Source organism: Enterobacter sp. YSU, from assembly GCF_016082135.1.
Lineage (GTDB): Bacteria > Pseudomonadota > Gammaproteobacteria > Enterobacterales > Enterobacteriaceae > Enterobacter > Enterobacter hormaechei_C.
In genome coordinates this window covers 843,061-865,690 of sequence record NZ_CP059487.1, presented here as the reverse complement: position 1 = coordinate 865,690, position 22,630 = coordinate 843,061, and the positions used below count along the sequence as shown (strand labels likewise).

The window sequence follows — 22,630 nt, the reverse complement described above, 5'->3', positions numbered from 1 at the left end:
GCGTCCGTGCGCCAGCATTACCCCGCGCTCATTGCATCCCCCAGATGGAAAATCGGCAAATACATTGCCACCACCAGCGTGCCAATAATCAGACCCGTCACGACCAGTAGCAAAGGCTCAAGAAGCGCTGCCAGATTGTCTGCCTGCTGAAATGTCTGTTCCGTATGGTGGCGGGCCAGATTCATCAGCATCACATCCAGTGAACCCGACACTTCTCCGGTGCGAATGAGCTGAATACACAGTGGCGTAAAAACAGAGGCCTTCTGGAAGGAGGACCACACGGGCATCCCCTGTTCGATATCGCTGCGTATCTCACGGAGTTTCTCCTGCCAGTAGCCCCTCTCAACGGTCTCCTCCACACTCTCCAGTCCTTGTAAAAAGGCAATTCCGGCCTGCTGGGTTAATGACAGCACGGTAAAAATCTGCCCCAGTTTTTGCCCGCGCGTCAGCGTGCCCATCACCGGTACGTGTAACAAGACATACTGCCAGCGTGGATGCCGCCGCAGCTTACAGGCGATGACAACCATTGCCACGAGCAGGGTCAAAAGGGTGAGGATATGCGCCTGAACCAAGGCCGCCAGCCCCATGACTGCCTGCGTGAGCAAAGGGAGCGGGGTGTTGAACGTTTTGTAGATTGCAGCAAACTCAGGCAAAACCAGCGTGACCATCGCCAGCACCACGAAAACGGCCAGCGTCAGGATGATCAGCGGATAGCGCAGCGCTTTCTTCACCTTCGCACTGAGCTGCTGCTGGGATTTTTGTTGCTGCGCAAGCTGACGGCAGCAGGCTTCGAGCTTACCCGTCAGCTCACCCGTCTTCACCATTGAGACATAAAGAGGGCTAAACACCTCTGGCCATTTCTTCATGGTCTCTGACAGGGCGCAACCTTCGCTCAGGTCATCAGCAAGACTGTGCAGCAGCGCCTGCCAGTGCTGCAAAGGATGCTGTTCCGCCAGCATGTGCAGGCTTTGGGATAGCGTGAGTCCAGCCTGTAGCAGCGTGGCGAGCTGGCGAAAAATATCGTAGCAGTGCTGCACCTGCCATCGCTGGCGCTGCTGACAGCGTTTTAGCGCCAGCGGGTGCAGTTGTTTAAGCACCAGAGCCGTGTAAGCTGCGTCACGGTCGATGGCCCAGAGGGTGCCGGTTTGCACCTCCCCCTCGGTGTTCAGGGCACGCCAGCGCCAGAGCGAATTAGCAGCCATCGGGCATTCCCAGGACGCGCAACAGCTCTTCGAGCGTGGTCAGCCCTTGCTCTACGGCCATGCAGCCATGCTCAAACAAAGAGGTCATTCCCGCCTGACTAGCGCTGGACCCAATCACCTCCGTGTTTGCTCCGCTGGCGATGGCCTGCCGCAGCGTGTCGTCGATGACGAGCACTTCAAAAATGGCTACGCGACCATAAAAACCGTGGTAGCAGCGATCGCAGCCGGTGGGTTGCCAGCGAGGAAGCGGCCGGGGCCACAGCGTGCGGGGTAATTCGGTGTGGCGGCTGGCTTCCTGTCGGCAGTACGGACATAAACGGCGCACCAGTCGCTGGGCAATCACCATCGAGAGCGCCGAAGAGATCATCCAGCGCGCGACGCCCATCTGTTGCAGTCGTACCAGCGTTTCAGTCGTCGAATTAGTATGGAGGGTGGACAGCACCAGATGTCCGGTTTGCGCCGCCTGAATGGCAATTTCTGCCGTTTCGCCGTCACGAATTTCACCCACCATAATGATGTCAGGATCCTGCCTGAGCAGGGCACGCAGCACGCTCTGAAAGGTCAGCCCCGCGCGCGGATTAATCTGCGTCTGGTTTAAGCCTGCAAGCGGGATTTCAACGGGATCTTCCACGCTGCAAATATTGACGTCAGAGGTATTTCGCGCCTGTAACGCGCTGTACAGCGTCACCGTTTTCCCGCTACCGGTCGGGCCGGTGACCAAAATCAACCCCTGAGGGCTGTTAAGCGCCCCGGCAAAACGGGCCTGCTGGTCTGCGCTCATCCCCAGCTGTTCAAGCTCCAGTGCCTGCTGTACCTGGTGAAGCAGACGAAGCACGATTTTTTCTCCACCACTACAGGGAAGGGTTGCGATACGAAAAGAGACGGGGACGCTTGCCAGCTCCACCGTAAACTGACCGTCCTGCGGCAGCCGGCGCTCCGCAATATCCAGTTGACCCAGCACCTTCAGGCGTGCGGCAAGCGTCGTCCCGAGGGTGGCAGAGATCGGCGGTTGCGGGTAGAGAACACCGTCGATTCGCAAACGGATCTGGTAGCCGTGCTCCGTCGGTTCAATATGGATGTCAGAAGCCCGCTGGTTTACTGCCTGCTGCAAGGTTGTACTGAGCACGTCAGCGGCTGAGTTTGGCGCTATGCCCGGCAGGTGCGATGATGAGACGGACTGAAGCCGTTTTTCCATCCGTTCTGCCGTCCAGCACTCAATATCAATACGCTTCTGCGTGGCGAAGCGTAACGCTTCCATCAGCTCAGAGGCAGGATTACCCACCACCGCAATGCTGATCATATCGGTGTCGCTTGCGAGTAGCAGTGCGTGATGGCGCTGACAGAGCGTCATTAGCTGTTCGGTATTCATTGTCCACTCCTGTCAGTTGTTGTCGAAGCGGAAAACATCTTCACAGGCTTGTCTGAGCGCCGTGTCGGACGCAATTTTGCAGTCACGCGTCCAGCCCGTCATACCGTTACCGTCGCTCCAGATCGGTGTCATGAGCACTTCAAGTCCGTTAAGGCTTTCCTGCCCTGTTAACGATACGGCCCCCTTTGCCACGCTCATCGCTGAAACGTAACGTGTGGTTGTCGGGGAGGGGATGCCATTGGTGCCTGCGTCGCAGCTATCCACACCACCACGATCCAGGGCGCAAAGCTCAATGGCGGTGCGGTAGGGGATGAACGTTTGCAGCATATCGGTGAGCGCCGCTTTTCGCAGGTAGTTCTGATAGGCCGGAACGCCAATGGCGCTCAGGATGGCAATAATGCCAATGACCACCATTAGCTCAATCAGGGTAAATCCTTGTTGTCTGTTCATGTCTGCTCCTTACGTTAAGTGGCGCTACTGTGGCAGTGCCAGCATGCAGAAACGAGGGACAAAAGCGTGAACGTGAAGGGGCTTTCAGGGAAATGATTCAGTGTTGCAGAGAAGGACAGCGTAATTGCGAGCGGTTTCGTATTTCCCCTCTCCGGGCGGAGAGGGGAGGCTAATTTATTTGAAGCGCATCGAGAGGTCGAGGGCGCGGACGTGCTTGGTCAGGGCGCCAACGGAGATGTAATCGACGCCGGTTTCAGCAAATTCGCGGATGGTGTCGAACGTCACGTTGCCGGACACCTCAAGCTGCGCCTGGCCGTTTGTGCGTTTGACCGCTTCACGCATCTGCTCCGTGTCGAAGTTATCGAGCATGATGATGTCAGCCCCCGCTTTAATGGCCTCGTCCAGCTCCTCCAGCGTTTCCACTTCCACTTCGACCGGCACATCCGGATGTAGCCAGAAGGCTTTTTCCACGGCCTGACGCACCGAGCCAGAGGCAATAATGTGGTTCTCTTTGATCAGGAAGGCATCGGATAGCCCCAGACGATGGTTGGCGCCGCCACCGCAGAGTACCGCGTATTTCAGCGCGGTCCGCAGGCCCGGCAGGGTTTTACGGGTATCCAGCAGCTGCGTGCGGGTGCCTGCCAGCAGGTCAACGTAGCGGCGTACTTCACTGGCAACGCCAGAGAGCGTTTGCACAAAATTGAGCGCGGTGCGTTCACCGGTCAGCAAGACGCGGGACGGGCCGTCCAGCTCGAACAGTGGCTGATTCGCCGTGACCGCATCACCGTCTTCAACGTGCCATGTTACCTGCACCTCGTCGCCTGCCAGCTGGGTAAAGACCTCCTCAACCCAGCGTTTGCCGCAGAAAACCCCCGCTTCGCGGGTGATGATCACCGCATGCGAGCGTGTCTCTTTTGGCAACAATTGGGCGGTAATATCGTTATCGGCGCTGACGTCGCCGCCGAGATCTTCTTTCAGGGCATGGGCAACGCTTGCCGGGATATCACTATTAATACGTTCCAGAAGCGCGTCACGTCGGTGGTCGGGGTTATAGCGGCGAGGCGGCATGATAAAACTCCAAATTGGTAACGAATCATAATATTGAAACATGCTACTCTGAACCGAGTAACAGCACCATAGATAAGGAGTTCCAGCATGTTGTTAGAAAACGGATGGCTGGTGGACGCGCGGCATGTACCGTCGCCGCACCACGACTGCCGCCCGGAGGATGAAAAGCCCACACTGCTGGTGGTTCACAATATTAGTCTCCCGCCGGGTGAGTTTGGCGGTCCGTGGATCGATGCGTTATTCACTGGAACGATAGATCCCGATGCCCACCCCTTCTTTGCTGAGATTGCGCATCTGCGCGTATCGGCGCACTGTCTGATCCGTCGTGATGGCGAAGTGGTTCAGTATGTTCCTTTTGATAAGCGAGCCTGGCATGCTGGCGTGTCGATGTATCAGGGGCGCGAGCGGTGCAATGATTTCTCTATTGGAATTGAACTGGAAGGAACGGACACCACGCCTTACACCGATGCGCAATATGAGAAACTGGTTGCTGTAACGCAAACGTTAATCGGGCGCTATCCCGCCATTGCAGACAATATTACAGGGCACAGCGACATCGCCCCGGAAAGAAAAACCGACCCCGGCCCGGCGTTTGACTGGTCCCGGTTTCACGCCATGCTTACCACGTCGTCAGATAAGGAGATAACATGACGTTGTTTACCATGCTGCTGGTTATGATCGCTGAACGCCTGTTTAAGCTCGGCGAGCACTGGCATCTGGATCATCGGCTGGAGGTGTTATTCCGCCGCATCAGGCATTTTTCCATGCTGCGCACGCTGCTGATGGCGGCAGGCGTGATGGCGATTACGTTCCTGTTGCTGCGCTCGCTTTACGGCCTCTTTTTCAACGTGCCGCTGCTGGTGGTGTGGATCCTGCTCGGCGTGCTGTGTATTGGCGCGGGCAAGGTGCGTTTGCACTATCACGCGTATCTGAAAGCCGCTTCCCGGGATGATGCCCACGCGCGCGGCGCGATGGCGAGCGAGTTGACGATGATCCACGGCGTACCGCCGGATTGCGATGAACGCGAGTTTCTGCGGGAGCTGCAAAACGCGCTGCTGTGGATTAACTTCCGTTACTACCTGGCGCCGCTGTTCTGGTTCGTGGTGGGCGGACCCTGGGGGCCGGTTCTGCTGATGGGTTATGCGTTCCTGCGCGCCTGGCAGACCTGGCTTGCCCGCTATCTTACGCCGCATGAACGTCTACAGTCCGGCATTGATGCCATCCTGCACGTGCTCGACTGGCTTCCGGTGCGTCTGGTAGGCGTGGTCTATGCCCTCATCGGTCACGGTGAAAAGGCGCTGCCCGCGTGGTTTGTCTCCCTTGCAGACCGCCATATCTCGCAGTATCAGGTTTTAACCCGACTGGCACAGTTCTCGCTGGCGCGTGAGCCGCACACGGATAAAGTCGCAACGCCAAAAGCTGCCGTCTCGATGGCGAAGAAAACATCCTTTGTGGTGGTGGTGATTGTGGCGCTGCTAACGATTTACGGCACGCTGGTCTGACCCAGCGCGCCGAAGCCGTTACGGCGTATCCGCGGGCGGGATGCCGAAGTCAGGCATCCCGTTTTCGTTCCAGCGGACGAGTTTCAGGCGAGTATGGCGATTGGGATCGTAAAGCGGATCGCCTTCAATTTCAGTGTAGTTTCGCGCGTGGTAGACCAGCACATCTTCGCCTTCCGGCGTCTGCGTAAAGCTGTTATGGCCTGGCCCATACTGACGGTTTTCGTAGCTGGTGACGAACACCGGGCGCGGGGATTTATGCCAGTTAGCCGGGTTTTGCGGATCGGCATTCAGGTCTGCCCACAGTAATCCCATGCAGTAGTTCTCGTCGGTGGCGCTGGCGGAATAGCTGATAAACAGCTTATCGCCATGGAACAGCACCGCCGGGCCTTCGTTGACCCAGAACCCACGGCACTCCCAGTCATATTCCGGTTTACTGAGCATCACCGGCTCGCCTTTCAGCGTCCACGGATTTTCCATTTCACACAGGTAAAGATTGGAGTTACCGGAAATGTCCGGGGCTTTTTGCGCCCACAGATACCAGCGTTTACCCTGATGAACAAAGGTGGTGGCATCCAGCGCGAAGGTGTCAAACGGGGTTTTGATTTGCCCTTTTTCCACCCACGTACCGGTGAGCGGATCGCGATCTGCGCATTCAATGGCAAACATGCGATGCTGGAACATCCCGAGCTGATCGAGCGCCTGGGTATGCGTGGCGGCAAAATAGATGTACCACCTGCCGTCGATATGATGCAGTTCCGGTGCCCAGATCAGCTGGCTCATCGGGCCGGTGTCGGGCTTGCGCCAGACAACCACCTCTTCGGCATCGCGTAAACCTTCCAGCGAGTCCGCGCGGCGGATCGCCAGCCGATCGTACTCTGGTACGGAGGCGATAAAGTAATATTGCCCATCGTGACGCAGGATATACGGGTCGGCGCGTTGTTCAATAAACGGGTTTGGCCAGGTTTGCATTCGGCTTTCCTTATTTAGTCTCAGCGGCTTTGAGTTCCTGATAATCGTTCAGCTCGCGATAGTTGGTGCGACGCTTTTCCAGATCGGACTGGATCTGCTTCATGGTCTCACGGTCCACTTTCAGCAGACGTACTACGCCCGCGGTAATTAAGTATCCAATGCCGGGAATGATGGTAAACAGCAGCACGATCCCGTTGATGGCATCCGCGCTCTGCGCTTTTGCGCCCGCGTCGTAGCCGTACCAGGAGAGCAGGAAGCCGACCATTGCCCCGGCAATCGCCAGACCCAGCTTCAGGAAGAAGATGTTGCCGGAGAAGCTGATCCCGGTGATGCGTTTCCCGGTTTTCCACTCGCCGTAGTCATCCACGTCGGCCATCAGGGACCAGTGCAGTGGTGACGGGATCTGGTGCAGGATGTTCAGCAGGACGTAGAGCACGACAATAGTTGTCGTCGCTTTCGGGTCGAAGAAGTAAAAGGCGCAGGAGAAAATCGCCAGCACGATGTTGGTCCAGAAGAAGACCTTCAGCTTACACCAGCGGTCGGTCAGCACTTTCGCCAGCATACTGCCGAACATCATGCCGACCACGCCCAGGCTGATAAACAGCGTGGCGAAATGGGTGCTTTGCCCCATGACCCAGGTGACGTAATACATGGTGGCCGCCATGCGGATAAAGCCGGGGCAGACGTTGCACAGCGTTAACAGCAGGATCCGCACCCACTGGTCATTCTTCCACACGTCTTTCAGGTCGTTTTTCAGTTCGTCATGAGTTTGCACCGCCGGACGCACGCGCTCCCGCACCGTGGCGAAGCAGAACAGGAACATGCAGGTACCAATCAGCGCCAGCACGGTCATCGCCATCTGGTAGCCTTTGGCTTTGTTATCCCCACCGAACCAGTCGGCCATCGGCAGGAGCGTCAGCGACAGCAGCAGCGTGGCGATACCAACCATAACAAAACGGTAGGACTGGCAGGCAACGCGCTCTTTCGGGTCGTTGGTGATCACGCCGCCGAGCGAGCAGTACGGAATGTTGATGGCGGTATAGGTCAGCGACAGCAGGAAGTAGGTGACAAAGGCATAGATAACTTTGCTGTTATAGCTCCAGTCAGGCGTGGTAAACATCAGGATGCTGAACAGCGCGTAGGGGAAGGCAATCCACAGCAGCCATGGACGAAACCGGCCATATTTGCTGCGGGTACGGTCGGCAATCGCGCCCATAATTGGGTCCGTGACGGCATCAATGACGCGTACGGACAGGAGTAAAACGCCAACCAGTGCAGGAGCCAGACCAAAAATATCCGTATAAAAGTAGTTAACAAATAACATGATGGCGCCAAAGATAATGTTGCATCCGGCGTCACCCATGCCATAGCCGATCTTTTCTTTTACTGACAGTTTGTTGTTATTCATCGACAGCTCTCCGGGTTTCGGTATGGAGAGAATTATTCGCTGGCAAACGAATATATGCGTTGCAATATAAAGGCGGTGATATGGAGGATTTTGCTGTGGGCGCGAATTTGTGAGGAAGGTAACAAGACGCTGTACCCGCAACCGCGAGTACAGCGAGAAAACACTTAGTGCGCTTTCACCGTTTTGGCATTTTTCTGTTTCACCATATAACCCACGCCGAGGATCGCAATCCAGACCGGGATCAGGTAGACGGAAATCGCCATGCCTGGGGTGATGAGCATGATGACCAGCACAGCTGCCATGAACAGCAGGCAAACCCAGTTCCCCAGCGGATAGAGCAGGGCAGGGAAGCGCGTGGTTACGCCCTGCTGGTGCTTGGCGCGGCGGAACTTGATGTGCGCGAGGCTAATCATCGCCCAGTTAATCACCAGCGCGGAAACCACCAGCGCCATCAGCAGACCGAAGGCAGATTCCGGTGCCAGGTAGTTAATCAGAACGCACAGCGCCGTCACGACCGCCGACACGATGATGGTATTAACCGGTACGCCACGCTTATCAACGGTAAGCAGCGCTTTCGGTGCGTTGCCCTGTTGCGCCAGGCCGAACAGCATACGGCTGTTGCAGTAAACGCAGCTGTTATAAACGGAGAGCGCGGCGGTCAGCACCACGACGTTGAGCGCGTTCGCCACGAAGGTGTCGCCCAGCTCGTGGAAGATGAGCACAAACGGGCTGGTATCCGCCGTCACGCGCGTCCATGGCAGCAGGGAGAGCAGGACCGCCAGGGAGCCCACATAGAAGATCAGAATACGGTAGATAACCTGGTTAGTGGCTTTCGGGATGCTCTGCTCCGGGTTGTCGGCTTCCGCGGCGGTGATGCCCACCAGCTCCAGACCGCCGAAGGAGAACATGATAATTGCCATCATCATCACCAGACCGGTCATGCCGTGCGGCAGGAACCCGCCTTGCTCCCAAAGGTTGCGCACGGTGGCCTGCGGACCGCCGTTGCCGCTGAACAGCAGCCAGCCGCCGAAGATGATCATCGCTACAACGGCAATCACTTTGATGATGGCAAACCAGAACTCCATCTCACCAAACACTTTTACGTTGGTCAGGTTAATGGCATTGATAATGACGAAGAAGGCCGCCGCAGACGCCCAGGTGGGGATCTCCGGGTACCAGAACTGAATGTATTTCCCAACGGCGGTCAGCTCGGCCATGGCAACCAGAACGTACAGAACCCAGTAGTTCCACCCCGAGGCGAAACCTGCGAAGCTGCCCCAGTATTTATAGGCGAAGTGGCTGAATGAGCCTGCGACCGGCTCCTCAACAACCATTTCACCTAACTGGCGCATAATCAGAAATGCAATAAAACCCGCAATCGCGTACCCCAGAATAATGCCCGGACCGGCCGACTGGATAACCGATGCACTGCCCAGAAACAGGCCAGTACCAATAGCACCGCCCAGGGCGATGAGCTGAATATGGCGGTTTTTAAGGCCGCGCTTTAGCTGATCGCCATGCTGTTGAGCTTCCATTTGAAACCTCGTGTGTGGTTGTTATGTTCACGCTGTGCGTGTGTAATTATGAAAGTCCATATTCTGTATTTATTTCTTTACGGTTAACGATACCGAAAAAAGCGGAGATGGCTTCCGTTAGCGCAAGAATAGTGGTAAGCGCCAGCGAATGCACCTGCTTTATGAAGGGATGAAGACGACTTGAATAAAAAGAAACCAATTGTAAATCGGTACGTTAACCCCTCATACCCCAACCTATAGAATAGAAATGCGTCAGAAGAGGGCGAATTTTCATTTTTTGCCTTGTTGAATCGCTTCAGATTGCAAAAACCCTCGTTTCATTATGGTTAAAGCTGCCTCTTTGGTAGTAACCATTTCATTTGTGCAAAGTTACATTCCTGAAACGTTAGTTCTGTAAGGTTGTTAAAATGTGCCGGGTTTACTGATTTCAATCAAAACCAATATGGACAGAAGGTGAATACTTTGTTACTTTAGCGATACGAACATGAAATTGGTAAGACCAATTGACTCCGGGCAAAAAGGCGTAAGACAGGGAATATGGCCTACAGCAAAATTCGCCAACCAAAACTTTCCGATGTGATTGAGCAGCAGCTGGAGTTTTTGATTCTCGAAGGGACACTGCGCCCGGGCGAGAAACTCCCGCCAGAACGCGAGCTGGCAAAACAGTTCGACGTTTCACGCCCCTCTCTGCGTGAGGCGATTCAACGTCTCGAAGCAAAGGGCCTGTTGCTCCGTCGCCAGGGTGGCGGAACCTTTGTGCAAAACAGCCTGTGGCAGAGCTTCAGCGACCCGCTGGTAGAACTTCTCTCTGACCACCCAGAATCCCAGTTTGATCTGCTTGAGACCCGTCACGCGCTGGAAGGTATCGCGGCTTATTACGCCGCCCTTCGCAGCACTGATGAAGACCGCGTACGTATTCGCGAGCTGCATCAGGCCATTGAACGGGCACAGCAGTCCGGCGATTTAGACGCCGAGTCCAATGCCGTCGTCCAGTATCAAATTGCCGTCACCGAAGCGGCGCACAACGTGGTGCTCCTCCATCTGCTACGCTGCATGGAGCCGATGCTGGCCCAGAACGTTCGTCAGAATTTTGAATTGTTGTATGCCCGTCGGGAGATGCTCCCGCTGGTAAGCAACCATCGCACCCGAGTATTCGAGGCGATAATGGCCGGGGAACCGGAGCAGGCGCGCGAAGCGTCGCACCGCCATCTGGCTTTCATTGAGGAAATCTTGCTGGACCGCAGCCGTGAACAATCGCGTCGCGAACGTTCATTACGCCGCATACAGCAACGAAAGGATTAAGCGCCAGGTACTTTTAGAGCGCGGCAACTAAACGCAGAACCTGTCTTATTGTGTTTTCTGGCGAAAATACAATGGGACAGGTTCCAGACAAATCAACGTATTAGATAGATAAGGAATACCCCCATGTCAGAACGTCTCCAAAATGACGTGGATCCGATCGAAACTCGCGACTGGCTACAGGCGATCGAATCGGTCATCCGTGAAGAAGGTGTTGAGCGCGCTCAGTATCTGATTGATCAGCTGCTTTCAGAAGCACGCAAAGGCGGCGTGAAAGTGGCTTCAGGTGCAGGGGCTAGCAACTACGTAAACACGATTGCCGTCGAAGACGAACCGGAATACCCGGGCAATCTGGATTTGGAACGCCGTATCCGTTCTGCTATCCGCTGGAACGCCATCATGACCGTTCTGCGCGCATCCAAGAAGGACCTGGAACTGGGTGGCCACATGGCGTCCTTCCAGTCTTCTGCGACCATTTACGAAGTGTGCTTCAACCACTTCTTCCGTGCAGCTAACGAGAAAGATGGCGGCGATCTGGTGTACTTCCAGGGCCACATCTCTCCGGGCATCTATGCACGTGCCTTCCTGGAAGGTCGTCTGACTGAAGAGCAGATGAACAACTTCCGTCAGGAAGTTCACGGTAAGGGTCTGTCTTCTTACCCGCACCCTAAACTGATGCCTGAGTTCTGGCAGTTCCCGACCGTATCTATGGGTCTGGGTCCAATCGGTGCGATCTATCAGGCTAAATTCCTGAAGTACCTGGAACACCGTGGTCTGAAAGACACCTCTGAGCAGACCGTTTACGCCTTCCTGGGCGACGGTGAAATGGATGAGCCAGAATCTAAAGGCGCGATCACCATCGCGACCCGTGAGAAGCTGGACAACCTGTGCTTCATCATCAACTGTAACCTGCAACGTCTGGATGGTCCGGTAACCGGTAACGGCAAGATCATCAACGAACTGGAAGGCATCTTCGCAGGTGCTGGCTGGAACGTGATCAAAGTGATGTGGGGCGGTCGTTGGGATGAGCTGCTGCGCAAAGACACCAGCGGTAAACTGATCCAGCTGATGAACGAAACCGTTGACGGCGACTACCAGACCTTCAAATCCAAAGACGGTGCCTACGTTCGTGAGCACTTCTTCGGCAAATATCCTGAAACCGCAGCCCTGGTTGCAGACTGGACTGACGAGCAGATCTGGGCGCTGAACCGCGGTGGTCACGATCCGAAGAAAGTTTACGCTGCACTGAAAAAAGCGCGTGAAACCAAAGGTAAAGCGACTGTGATCCTGGCCCACACCATCAAAGGTTACGGCATGGGTGATACCGCAGAAGGTAAAAACATCGCTCACCAGGTTAAGAAAATGAACATGGACGGCGTGCGTTATATCCGCGACCGTTTCAACGTTCCAGTGACCGATGAGCAGGTAGAAAAACTGTCTTACATCACCTTCCCGGAAGGTTCTGAAGAGCACAAGTACCTGCACGAACGTCGTCAGGCGCTGAAAGGCTACCTGCCTGCTCGTCAGCCTAACTTCACCGAGAAGCTGGAACTGCCAGCGCTGGAAGATTTCTCTCAGCTGCTGGAAGAGCAGAACAAAGAGATCTCTACCACTATCGCTTTCGTTCGTGCCCTGAACGTGATGCTGAAGAACAAGTCGATCAAAGATCGTCTGGTTCCAATCATCGCCGACGAAGCGCGTACTTTCGGTATGGAAGGTCTGTTCCGTCAGATCGGTATCTACAGCCCGAACGGTCAGCAGTACACCCCGCAGGACCGTGAGCAGGTTGCATACTACAAAGAAGACGAGAAAGGTCAGATCCTTCAGGAAGGTATCAACGAACTGGGTGCAGGCGCATCCTGGCTGGCTGCTGCGACTTCTTACAGCACCAACAACCTGCCGATGATCCCGTTCTACATCTACTACTCCATGTTCGGGTTCCAGCGTATCGGTGACCTGTGCTGGCAGGCAGGCGACCAGCAGGCTCGCGGCTTCCTGATCGGTGGTACTTCTGGTCGTACGACCCTGAACGGTGAAGGTCTACAGCACGAAGATGGTCACAGCCACATTCAGTCTCTGACTATCCCTAACTGTATCTCTTACGACCCGTCTTACGCGTACGAAGTGGCAGTCATCATGCATGACGGCTTGCAGCGCATGTACGGTGAAGCGCAAGAGAATATTTACTACTACATCACCACCCTGAACGAAAACTACCACATGCCGGCAATGCCAGCAGGTGCCGAGGAAGGTATCCGTAAAGGTATCTACAAACTCGAAACCATCGAAGGTAGCAAAGGTAAAGTTCAGCTGCTGGGCTCCGGTTCTATCCTGCGTCACGTTCGTGAAGCAGCGCAGATCCTGGCGAAAGACTACGGTGTGGGTTCCGATGTGTACTCTGTTACCTCCTTCACTGAACTGGCGCGTGATGGCCAGGATTGTGAGCGCTGGAACATGCTGCACCCAATGGAAACCCCACGCGTTCCGTACATCGCTCAGGTGATGAACGACGCGCCAGCGGTGGCGTCTACTGACTATATGAAACTGTTCGCTGAGCAGGTTCGTACTTACGTTCCAGCTGATGATTATCGCGTACTGGGTACTGACGGCTTCGGTCGTTCTGACAGCCGCGAAAACCTGCGTCACCACTTCGAAGTTGATGCTTCCTACGTGGTAGTAGCAGCACTGGGCGAACTGGCTAAACGTGGCGAAATCGATAAGAAAGTGGTTGCAGACGCAATCACCAAATTCAACATCGATGCAGATAAAGTTAACCCGCGTCTGGCGTAAGAGGTAAAAGAATAATGGCTATCGAAATCAATGTACCGGACATCGGGGCTGATGAAGTTGAAATCACCGAGATCCTGGTCAAAGTGGGCGACAAAGTTGAAGCTGAACAGTCGCTGATCACCGTAGAAGGCGACAAAGCTTCTATGGAAGTCCCGTCTCCTCAGGCTGGCATTGTTAAAGAGATCAAAGTCTCTGTTGGCGATAAAACCGAGACCGGTAAACTGATCATGATTTTCGATTCCGCCGACGGTGCAGCAGCTGCTGCGCCTGCGCAGGAAGAGAAGAAAGAAGCCGCTCCTGCTGCTGCTCCAGCAGCGGCCGCGGCAGCGAAAGAAGTGAACGTGCCTGACATCGGCGGTGACGAAGTTGAAGTCACTGAAATCCTGGTGAAAGTGGGCGATACCGTTGCGGCCGAGCAGTCACTGATCACCGTAGAAGGCGACAAAGCCTCTATGGAAGTGCCGGCACCGTTCGCGGGTACCGTTAAAGAGATCAAGATCAACACCGGCGACAAAGTGTCTACGGGTTCCCTGATCATGATTTTCGAAGTGGCGGGCGCTGAAGGCGCTGCGGCTCCAGCGAAAGCGGAAGCTGCTCCGGCTCCGGCTGCTGCACCAGCGGCTGCTGGCGGCGTGAAAGACGTTAACGTACCGGACATCGGCGGTGACGAAGTTGAAGTGACCGAAGTGATGGTAAAAGTGGGCGACAAAGTTGCCGCTGAACAGTCAGTGATCACCGTTGAAGGCGACAAAGCTTCTATGGAAGTGCCTGCGCCGTTCGCCGGTACCGTTAAAGAGATCAAAATCAACACCGGCGACAAAGTATCTACCGGCTCTCTGATCATGGTCTTCGAAGTGGAAGGCGCAGCACCTGCCGCCGCTCCAGCTGCCGCGGCTGCTCCGGCACCGGCTGCTAAACCGGCTGCTGCCCCTGCTGCTAAAGCAGAAAAATCTGAGTTCGCTGAAAACGACGCTTACGTCCACGCGACTCCGCTGATTCGTCGCCTGGCGCGCGAATTCGGTGTGAACCTGGCGAAAGTGAAGGGCACTGGCCGTAAAGGCCGTATCCTGCGCGAAGACGTTCAGGCTTACGTGAAAGATGCGGTGAAACGCGCCGAAGCTGCACCTGCTGCTGCTGCCGGTGGCGGTATCCCGGGCATGCTGCCATGGCCGAAAGTGGACTTCAGCAAGTTCGGTGAAATCGAAGAAGTGGAACTGGGCCGTATCCAGAAAATCTCGGGTGCTAACCTGAGCCGTAACTGGGTAATGATCCCGCACGTTACCCACTTCGATAAGACCGATATCACCGATCTGGAAGCGTTCCGTAAACAGCAGAACGCCGAAGCTGAGAAGCGTAAGCTGGACGTGAAGTTCACTCCAGTGGTCTTCATCATGAAAGCGGTTGCCGCTGCCCTTGAGCAGATGCCTCGCTTCAACAGCTCCCTGTCCGAAGACGGCCAGAAGCTGACGCTGAAGAAGTACATCAACATCGGTGTTGCGGTTGATACGCCAAATGGTCTGGTTGTTCCGGTCTTCAAAGACGTGAACAAGAAGAGCGTCACTGAGCTGTCCCGTGAGCTGACCACCATCTCCAAAAAAGCGCGTGATGGTAAGCTGACTGCCGGCGAAATGCAGGGCGGCTGCTTCACTATCTCCAGCATCGGCGGCCTGGGTACCACCCACTTCGCGCCGATTGTGAACGCGCCGGAAGTGGCTATCCTCGGTGTGTCCAAGTCCGCGATGGAGCCGGTGTGGAATGGCAAAGAGTTCGTGCCGCGTCTGATGATGCCAATCTCTCTGTCCTTCGACCACCGCGTGATCGACGGGGCTGATGGTGCGCGTTTCATCACCATCATCAACAACATGCTGAGCGACATTCGCCGCCTGGTGATGTAATCGAAAAGCCGGCCAGTCGGCCGGCTTTTTTCTGATAATCTCATGGGGTTTTTGAGGTTATTGGTGAAAGCGATAATTCGTGAGCCGTTTGTTGTTTCAAAATTGTTAACAATTTTGTAAAATACGGGCGGATAGAACGACCCGGTGGACGACGGGTATACATTAAGAGGTCATGATGAGCACAGAAATCAAAACTCAGGTCGTAGTACTTGGGGCAGGCCCGGCAGGTTACTCCGCAGCATTTCGCGCCGCGGATTTAGGTCTGGAAACCGTCATCGTAGAACGTTACAGCACCCTCGGCGGTGTTTGTCTGAACGTCGGCTGTATCCCTTCTAAAGCGCTGCTGCACGTAGCGAAAGTTATCGAAGAAGCCAAAGCGCTGGCTGAACACGGTATCGTCTTCGGCGAGCCGAAAACCGACATCGACAAAATTCGTACCTGGAAAGAGAAAGTTATCACTCAGCTGACCGGCGGTCTGGCGGGTATGGCCAAAGGCCGTAAAGTGAAAGTGGTAAACGGTCTGGGTAAATTCACCGGTGCGAACACCCTGGAAGTGGAAGGCGAAAACGGCAAAACCGTGATTAACTTCGACAACGCGATCATCGCGGCAGGCTCTCGCCCAATCGAACTGCCATTCATTCCACATGAAGATCCACGCGTGTGGGATTCCACCGATGCGCTGGAGCTGAAAACCGTTCCTAAGCGCCTGCTGGTTATGGGCGGCGGTATCATCGGTCTGGAAATGGGTACCGTGTACCATGCGCTGGGTTCAGAGATCGACGTGGTTGAAATGTTCGACCAGGTTATCCCGGCTGCCGACAAAGACATCGTTAAAGTCTTCACCAAACGCATCAGCAAGAAATTCAACCTGATGCTGGAAACCAAAGTGACTGCCGTTGAAGCGAAAGAAGACGGTATTTACGTTTCCATGGAAGGCAAAAAAGCCCCATCCGAACCACAGCGTTACGACGCCGTGCTGGTGGCTATCGGTCGTGTGCCGAACGGTAAAAACCTCGACGCGGGCAAAGCTGGCGTGGAAGTGGACGACCGTGGCTTCATCCGCGTTGACAAACAGCTGCGCACCAACGTGCCGCACATCTTTGCTATCGGCGATATCGTCGGTCAGCCAATGCTGGCGCACAAAGGTGTTCACGAAGGTCACGTTGCCGCTGAAGTTATCGCCGGCATGAAGCACTACTTCGATCCGAAAGTGATCCCATCTATCGCCTACACCGAGCCAGAAGTTGCATGGGTCGGTCTGACTGAGAAAGAAGCGAAAGAGAAAGGCATCAGCTACGAAACCGCCACCTTCCCGTGGGCTGCTTCTGGCCGTGCTATCGCATCCGACTGCGCAGACGGTATGACTAAACTGATCTTCGACAAAGAGACTCACCGCGTGATCGGTGGTGCGATTGTCGGTACCAACGGCGGCGAGCTGCTGGGTGAAATCGGTCTGGCTATCGAAATGGGCTGTGACGCGGAAGACATCGCGCTGACCATCCACGCTCACCCGACTCTGCACGAGTCCGTGGGCCTGGCGGCAGAAGTGTTTGAAGGTAGCATTACGGACCTGCCAAACGCGAAAGCGAAGAAGAAATAAATTTCTTCAGATGAAAAAAGCGGCCTCAGGCCGCTTTTTTTATGCGCCGCGTTCAGGGGGTGACAGGCTGCCAGGTTTTATCCGGGTGGTATGCAGCGAGCGCCTGCGCTTTTTGTGCCGAATCGTTGCCGAGATTTGCCTGATGCACCTTGTCATCCTGGTTAACAACAAAGCTCATTACCCCCGTCTGACCATAGCTCACGGGCCAGGCAACCATCGCAAAGCCATTTTTATCAGGCAGAATGCGGAACCGATAGCCGTGATAGCCCATACCCGGCTCCGGCGGGCTGAAGGCGGGACCCAGCGGGCTTGGCGCTTCGCCCGGCGAGATGGGCCAGTACAGGCCGTCTTTTAGCCCTGGCGTGCTGACAATCTTCTGCGCATAGCGGTGGTTCATGGCGTAGTAGCTGTGCTGTGCGTCGACGTAGGCGTGCAGCGCTTCGATAGCCGCGAGTTCGTTGCGGCCGATTTCGCGGGTCAGGATCTCATCCGCCGCTTTCTGCATATCAAATTGCCAGCCCTCTTTTTTCTTCACTACCGGTATGGGGAGTTGCCAGCCGTTATCGCCAACTGACAGATGGGCAATATCGCCGCTGATTTCGGTACGATGGTTAATCTTCCAGTCACGCAGGAATCGAGCTACCGCCTCCGGATCAACTCCTTCAGGTGGCAGATAGTCGCGCCAGTTATCCCCCAGCAGGTCGGCCATCGCGCGCTCATTCTGCTCGCTGATGGCCTTCGTCAGGGCATTGGCTGCCTGCTCAGGCGTGGAGAAGGATTGCTGGGCGCAGGCGAAGGTGGATACCATCAACAACAGCATTCCACCGATCGGTTTCATGTTCATAGCGGCTCCCTTAACGACGGTGGAATTCACGGTGTTCGGTATGGTGTTCGGACAGCTGCTGGCGGAAGCTGGCACGCTGCTCACTGTTCAGCGACGCGTGCTGGCGGCTTTGCAGCCCGCGCTGGTGCTGGGCCTGCCAGCTGGCCGAACGGCTGTCGTTGCCGCTCAGGGCGTTTGCCCGCAGCGGCTGATGCTGAACCTGCGTCGGGCGTCTGGTTTGCGCAAGAGTATTATTCATCTGTTGTGCGTGTGGCCGCGCGCTGTCGTAGCCGCGATAGTTGCTGCGCTGAGAGAGCTGCTTCAGCTGCTGCGCGGACGCTGAATGTTGCGGGAAATGCGCGTCGCCATGCTGTAGCTGTGTGAGGGTTTTGCCCGTCGACTGCTGTACCTGCGCCATCGCAGCCTGCCGCTGGCTATCGCGGTTGACCGGCTGCTGCCGGGTAGCGCTCAACCCGCCCGGCACTGAAGTCTGATGATAGCGGCTGGCAAGCTGGCTATTGGCGTAGGGCACGCCGTTGCGGTAGGCCGGATTATGCTGCCAGACCTGATGATTATCGGTAAGGTGCTCGCCGGTGATCTTATTGAAGTTATTAACATTAATATTAATGTTATCGCCGTTATGCGAATAACCGCCGTGGTGATCGTCATCATGATCGTGATGGTGATCGTCGTCATCGTCCCAGTCGATGTTACTGAACAGCGCATAGGTAGTGGCTACGCCGAGGCTATAGCCGAAGCCTCTGACAAAACTATTGGTAAACTGCTGGCCGGGAGACGGGGGCAGATACACCGGCGGATAGCTGGCGTTTGGCCACGTACCGTAAACGGTGGAAGGGTTGTAGGTAGGGACATAAACCACCTGTGGATCGGCTGGCTCAATTTTAATCACCGTCGGACTAGCCGACGTTGACGTCGCGGCTGTACTGGTGGAGGCTGGCGCAGATTTTTTCACGGTGGTGACGGTCTGCTGCGGGGTGGATTGCAACGTGCCTGTCTGCTGCGCCAGCAGGCGCAGACGCTGCACGGAATCCATCACATCCTTTGGCTGGGCCAGAAAGGCGTCGCCGAGGCTCTGTACCCACGACGGGTTTTCCCCCATCAGCGATATTAACTGCGGAAAGGCGACCAGCGATTTTACGCTGGCATCCCATGGCTGCCCGCTGACCGCCTGAATGGCGGCATCGCCCTGCATTTTAGGGTTGTCCTTTGACCACTGGGCGGCCTGAATCACGCTCGCCGGATAGGTTGAGGCCATCAGAATTTGCGACAGCAGCGCGTCGGGGTAGAGCGCGATAGGCGCGGTCCACTGATCGATCTGCGCGGCGGTATAGGCCGGAGTCGCCATCGGGGCAGGTTGTGCTGTCGGGGCGGGGAGCTGCGGGGCTACCGGCGCAAGTGCGGGAGCGGGTTCCGTTGCGCGGCTTTTAACGAACATGACGCCCGAGGCGGCAAACAGCCCCGCACTGCAAAGCAGAACAAGAAGATGTGGTTTAAAAGGCAACTTCATAGATTGACTCCAACGAGACGAGTGCAGTGCCGTGAGGCGTTGCTGTTGCCGCGAGTATCATTCACCCGTGTTTTACAGTTTTGACTTTTGTTGGGAAAACCTCCGAAGCATCCGGATAAAGAGTGTGAGTATTTATTACGCAATTATATCGGATGGCTGAGCAGGCGACGGACATTCAGAAGGCCGCTCTTGCGAGCGGCCAGCAGCTAGCTGCTGGGGTGGCGACAAACTTACGGAACTGCTTTCGGGCCCGGTGACGGGGTGCTATACCATGCTTAACGATTCAGCAAATTTTTTAATGTTGCTTTTTTGTAAACAGATTAACACTGTGCAGAAATCCTGCTATGCTGCCCGACGCGGTATCGGGCATTTACCCTACAAACTGCTGTCTCACAGGAGCGTGAAGAGAACGCCCGCCGCATATGACAATGAGAGCGAGGAGAACCGTCGTGCTAGAAGAATACCGTAAGCACGTAGCAGAACGTGCCGCCGAGGGAATTGTACCCAAACCGTTAGATGCAACCCAAATGGCCGCGCTCGTCGAGCTGCTGAAGAACCCGCCTGAGGGCGAAGAAGAATTCCTGTTAGATCTGCTGATCAACCGTGTACCGCCTGGCGTAGATGAAGCTGCCTACGTAAAAGCCGGATTCCTTGCCGCCGTTGCCAAAGGCGAAGCCACCTCCCCACTGGTTACTCCTGAAAAAGCGATTGAACTGCTCGGCACCATGCAGGGCGGCTATAACATTCATCCGCTGATTGACGCGCTGGATAACGACAAGCTGGCGCCAATTGCTGCCAAAGCGCTCTCTTCAACGCTACTGATGTTCGATAACTTCTACGATGTGGAAGAAAAAGCCAAAGCAGGCAACGTTTACGCGAAGCAGGTGATGCAGTCCTGGGCCGATGCCGAATGGTTCCTGAACCGCCCTCAGCTTGCTGAAAAAATTACCGTTACCGTCTTTAAAGTGACCGGTGAAACCAACACCGATGACCTTTCTCCGGCGCCGGATGCATGGTCTCGCCCGGATATCCCACTGCACGCCCTGGCGATGCTGAAAAACGCCCGTGAAGGCATTGAGCCGGATCAGCCAGGCGTGGTTGGCCCGATCAAACAGATCGAAGCCCTGCAACAAAAAGGTTTCCCGCTGGCTTACGTCGGTGACGTGGTTGGTACCGGTTCTTCCCGTAAATCCGCCACCAACTCCGTGCTGTGGTTCATGGGCGACGACATTCCGCACGTGCCGAACAAGCGCGGCGGCGGCCTGTGCCTCGGCGGCAAAATTGCGCCAATCTTCTTCAATACCATGGAAGATGCGGGCGCGCTGCCAATTGAAGTGGACGTGAGCAACCTGAACATGGGCGACGTGATTGACGTTTACCCGTATAAAGGCGAAGTGCGCAACCACGAAACCAACGAACTGCTGGCCAGCTTCGAACTGAAAACCGACGTGCTGATCGACGAAGTGCGTGCCGGTGGTCGTATTCCGCTGATCATCGGCCGTGGCCTGACCACCAAAGCGCGTGAAGCGCTGGGTCTGCCGCACAGTGACGTATTCCGTCAGGCGAAAGACGTGGCCGAGAGCAACCGCGGTTACTCTCTGGCGCAGAAAATGGTGGGTCGCGCCTGCGGCGTCACTGGTATCCGTCCTGGCGCGTACTGCGAACCGAAAATGACCTCCGTGGGGTCTCAGGACACCACTGGCCCAATGACCCGTGATGAACTGAAAGACCTGGCGTGCCTGGGCTTCTCTTCCGATCTGGTGATGCAATCCTTCTGCCACACCGCGGCGTATCCGAAGCCGGTTGACGTAACCACGCACCACACGCTGCCAGACTTCATTATGAACCGTGGCGGTGTCTCCCTGCGTCCGGGCGACGGCGTTATCCACTCCTGGCTGAACCGCATGCTGCTGCCGGATACCGTCGGTACCGGCGGTGACTCCCATACCCGTTTCCCAATCGGGATCTCCTTCCCGGCGGGTTCCGGTCTGGTGGCGTTTGCCGCAGCGACCGGCGTGATGCCGCTGGATATGCCGGAATCGGTGCTGGTGCGCTTCAAAGGTAAAATGCAGCCGGGCATTACCCTGCGCGATCTGGTGCACGCGATCCCGCTGTATGCCATTAAACAGGGTCTGCTGACCGTCGAGAAGAAAGGCAAGAAAAACATCTTCTCTGGCCGCATTCTGGAAATTGAAGGTCTGCCGGATCTGAAAGTGGAGCAGGCGTTCGAGCTGACCGATGCCTCTGCCGAGCGTTCTGCGGCGGGCTGTACCATCAAGCTGAACAAAGAGCCGATTATTGAGTATCTGACCTCCAACATCGTGCTGCTGAAGTGGATGATAGCGGAAGGCTACGGCGACCGTCGTACGCTGGAGCGTCGTATTCAGGGCATGGAAAAATGGCTGGCGGATCCGCAGCTGCTGGAAGCCGACGCTGACGCAGAGTACGCGGCGGTGATTGAGATCGATCTGGCGGATATCAAAGAGCCAATCCTGTGTGCGCCTAACGATCCGGACGATGCGCGTCTGCTCTCTGACGTGCAGGGCGATAAGATCGACGAAGTGTTCATCGGCTCCTGTATGACCAACATCGGCCACTTCCGTGCTGCCGGTAAGCTGCTGGATACCCACAAAGGCCAGCTGCCGACCCGTCTGTGGGTGGCGCCGCCAACCCGTATGGATGCGGCGCAGCTGACCGAAGAGGGCTACTACAGCGTGTTTGGTAAGAGCGGGGCGCGTATCGAAATCCCTGGCTGTTCCCTGTGTATGGGCAACCAGGCGCGCGTGGCCGACGGTGCGACGGTGGTTTCCACCTCAACCCGTAACTTCCCTAACCGTTTAGGAACCGGGGCGAACGTTTACCTGGCCTCTGCGGAGCTGGCGGCGGTTGCGGCGCTGATTGGCAAACTGCCAACGCCGGAAGAGTACCAGACCTTTGTGGCTCAGGTAGATAAGACGGCGGTGGATACCTATCGCTATCTGAACTTCGACCAGCTCTCTCAGTACACCGAGAAGGCTGACGGGGTGATCTTCCAGACCGCAGTATAAATGCTACCCTCTCCCGTGGGAGAGGGGCTGGGGGTGAGGGCACCAGACCGCTCCGCACCTGACCCATTGCCCGGTGGCGCTACGCTTACCGGGCCTACAAAACCCATCGCAACGTCGGTGGGTTTTTTATTTTCATTCCTCCCAC

At 55.9% G+C, this 22,630-nt stretch carries 16 protein-coding genes; 7 read left to right on the top strand and 9 right to left on the bottom strand.

Going from position 1 to position 22,630, the window contains the following annotated elements:
• Positions 1–17: 17 nt before the first annotated feature.
• The 4 genes from hofC to nadC all read right to left on the bottom strand — a co-directional run bounded on the left by hofC (position 18) and on the right by nadC (position 4,089).
• Complete coding sequence (gene hofC, locus H2Z33_RS04230) at positions 18–1,202, bottom strand: protein transport protein HofC (RefSeq protein WP_062938403.1); 1,185 nt, start codon at positions 1,200–1,202, stop codon at positions 18–20.
• Entirely contained in the window at positions 1,192–2,571 is a 1,380-nt protein-coding gene (gspE, locus tag H2Z33_RS04225; RefSeq protein ID WP_198091826.1) for a type II secretion system protein GspE, read from the bottom strand. Before gspE ends, hofC begins: the two co-directional genes overlap by 11 nt.
• Before the next feature lie 12 nt (positions 2,572–2,583).
• Positions 2,584–3,021 (bottom strand): prepilin peptidase-dependent pilin, encoded by a 438-nt coding sequence (gene ppdD / locus H2Z33_RS04220; RefSeq protein WP_015572680.1) that lies wholly within the window; start codon positions 3,019–3,021, stop codon positions 2,584–2,586.
• A gap of 174 nt (positions 3,022–3,195) precedes the next feature.
• Positions 3,196–4,089 (bottom strand): carboxylating nicotinate-nucleotide diphosphorylase, encoded by an 894-nt coding sequence (gene nadC, locus H2Z33_RS04215; protein ID WP_015572681.1) that lies wholly within the window; start codon positions 4,087–4,089, stop codon positions 3,196–3,198.
• An 87-nt stretch (positions 4,090–4,176) separates the two neighbouring features.
• Here nadC and ampD point away from each other — a divergent pair, with 87 nt between their 5' ends.
• Together ampD and ampE are read left to right on the top strand one after the other, a co-directional pair.
• Positions 4,177–4,740 carry a 1,6-anhydro-N-acetylmuramyl-L-alanine amidase AmpD gene (gene ampD, locus H2Z33_RS04210; RefSeq protein ID WP_017694507.1) on the top strand — a complete coding sequence of 188 codons (564 nt, stop codon included), beginning with the start codon at positions 4,177–4,179 and terminating at the stop codon, positions 4,738–4,740.
• Positions 4,737–5,591, top strand: a complete 855-nt coding sequence (ampE, locus tag H2Z33_RS04205; RefSeq protein WP_063135039.1) for a beta-lactamase regulator AmpE — start codon at positions 4,737–4,739, stop codon at positions 5,589–5,591. Before ampD ends, ampE begins: the two co-directional genes overlap by 4 nt.
• Positions 5,592–5,609: 18 nt before the next feature.
• On the opposite strand, the gene H2Z33_RS04200 is transcribed toward ampE, so the two are convergent.
• The 3 genes from H2Z33_RS04200 to aroP form a co-directional block, all read right to left on the bottom strand.
• Positions 5,610–6,560 (bottom strand): family 43 glycosylhydrolase, encoded by a 951-nt coding sequence (locus H2Z33_RS04200; protein ID WP_045330130.1) that lies wholly within the window; start codon positions 6,558–6,560, stop codon positions 5,610–5,612.
• 10 nt (positions 6,561–6,570) lie between these two features.
• Positions 6,571–7,968 (bottom strand): glycoside-pentoside-hexuronide (GPH):cation symporter, encoded by a 1,398-nt coding sequence (locus tag H2Z33_RS04195; protein ID WP_040117219.1) that lies wholly within the window; start codon positions 7,966–7,968, stop codon positions 6,571–6,573.
• Between the two features lie 164 nt (positions 7,969–8,132).
• Positions 8,133–9,503 (bottom strand): aromatic amino acid transporter AroP, encoded by a 1,371-nt coding sequence (gene aroP / locus H2Z33_RS04190; RefSeq protein ID WP_015572685.1) that lies wholly within the window; start codon positions 9,501–9,503, stop codon positions 8,133–8,135.
• A 537-nt stretch (positions 9,504–10,040) separates the two neighbouring features.
• On the opposite strand from aroP, the gene pdhR reads away from it, so the two are divergent.
• The 4 genes from pdhR to lpdA all read left to right on the top strand — a co-directional run bounded on the left by pdhR (position 10,041) and on the right by lpdA (position 17,087).
• A complete protein-coding gene (gene pdhR, locus H2Z33_RS04185) occupies positions 10,041–10,805 on the top strand; it encodes a pyruvate dehydrogenase complex transcriptional repressor PdhR (RefSeq protein ID WP_015572686.1) in 765 nt (254 codons plus the stop codon).
• A gap of 123 nt (positions 10,806–10,928) precedes the next feature.
• Entirely contained in the window at positions 10,929–13,592 is a 2,664-nt protein-coding gene (aceE, locus tag H2Z33_RS04180) for a pyruvate dehydrogenase (acetyl-transferring), homodimeric type (protein WP_003856315.1), read from the top strand.
• Between the two features lie 14 nt (positions 13,593–13,606).
• A complete protein-coding gene (gene aceF, locus H2Z33_RS04175) occupies positions 13,607–15,487 on the top strand; it encodes a pyruvate dehydrogenase complex dihydrolipoyllysine-residue acetyltransferase (protein ID WP_063135040.1) in 1,881 nt (626 codons plus the stop codon).
• A 175-nt stretch (positions 15,488–15,662) separates the two neighbouring features.
• The gene (gene lpdA, locus H2Z33_RS04170) at positions 15,663–17,087 is read left to right on the top strand and encodes a dihydrolipoyl dehydrogenase (protein ID WP_003856313.1); all 1,425 of its coding nucleotides are present in this window, start codon (positions 15,663–15,665) and stop codon (positions 17,085–17,087) included.
• Between the two features lie 52 nt (positions 17,088–17,139).
• Here lpdA and H2Z33_RS04165 read toward each other — a convergent pair whose 3' ends face one another.
• Together H2Z33_RS04165 and H2Z33_RS04160 are read right to left on the bottom strand one after the other, a co-directional pair.
• On the bottom strand, positions 17,140–17,931 hold the full coding sequence (locus H2Z33_RS04165; protein WP_032671432.1) for a DUF2950 family protein: 792 nt from the start codon (positions 17,929–17,931) through the stop codon (positions 17,140–17,142).
• 10 nt (positions 17,932–17,941) lie between these two features.
• Complete coding sequence (locus H2Z33_RS04160; protein WP_063135041.1) at positions 17,942–19,438, bottom strand: DUF3300 domain-containing protein; 1,497 nt, start codon at positions 19,436–19,438, stop codon at positions 17,942–17,944.
• Between the two features lie 449 nt (positions 19,439–19,887).
• Between H2Z33_RS04160 and acnB the strand changes: the two genes are divergently transcribed.
• Positions 19,888–22,485, top strand: a complete 2,598-nt coding sequence (gene acnB, locus H2Z33_RS04155) for a bifunctional aconitate hydratase 2/2-methylisocitrate dehydratase (protein WP_017383766.1) — start codon at positions 19,888–19,890, stop codon at positions 22,483–22,485.
• Positions 22,486–22,630 lie beyond the last annotated feature (145 nt).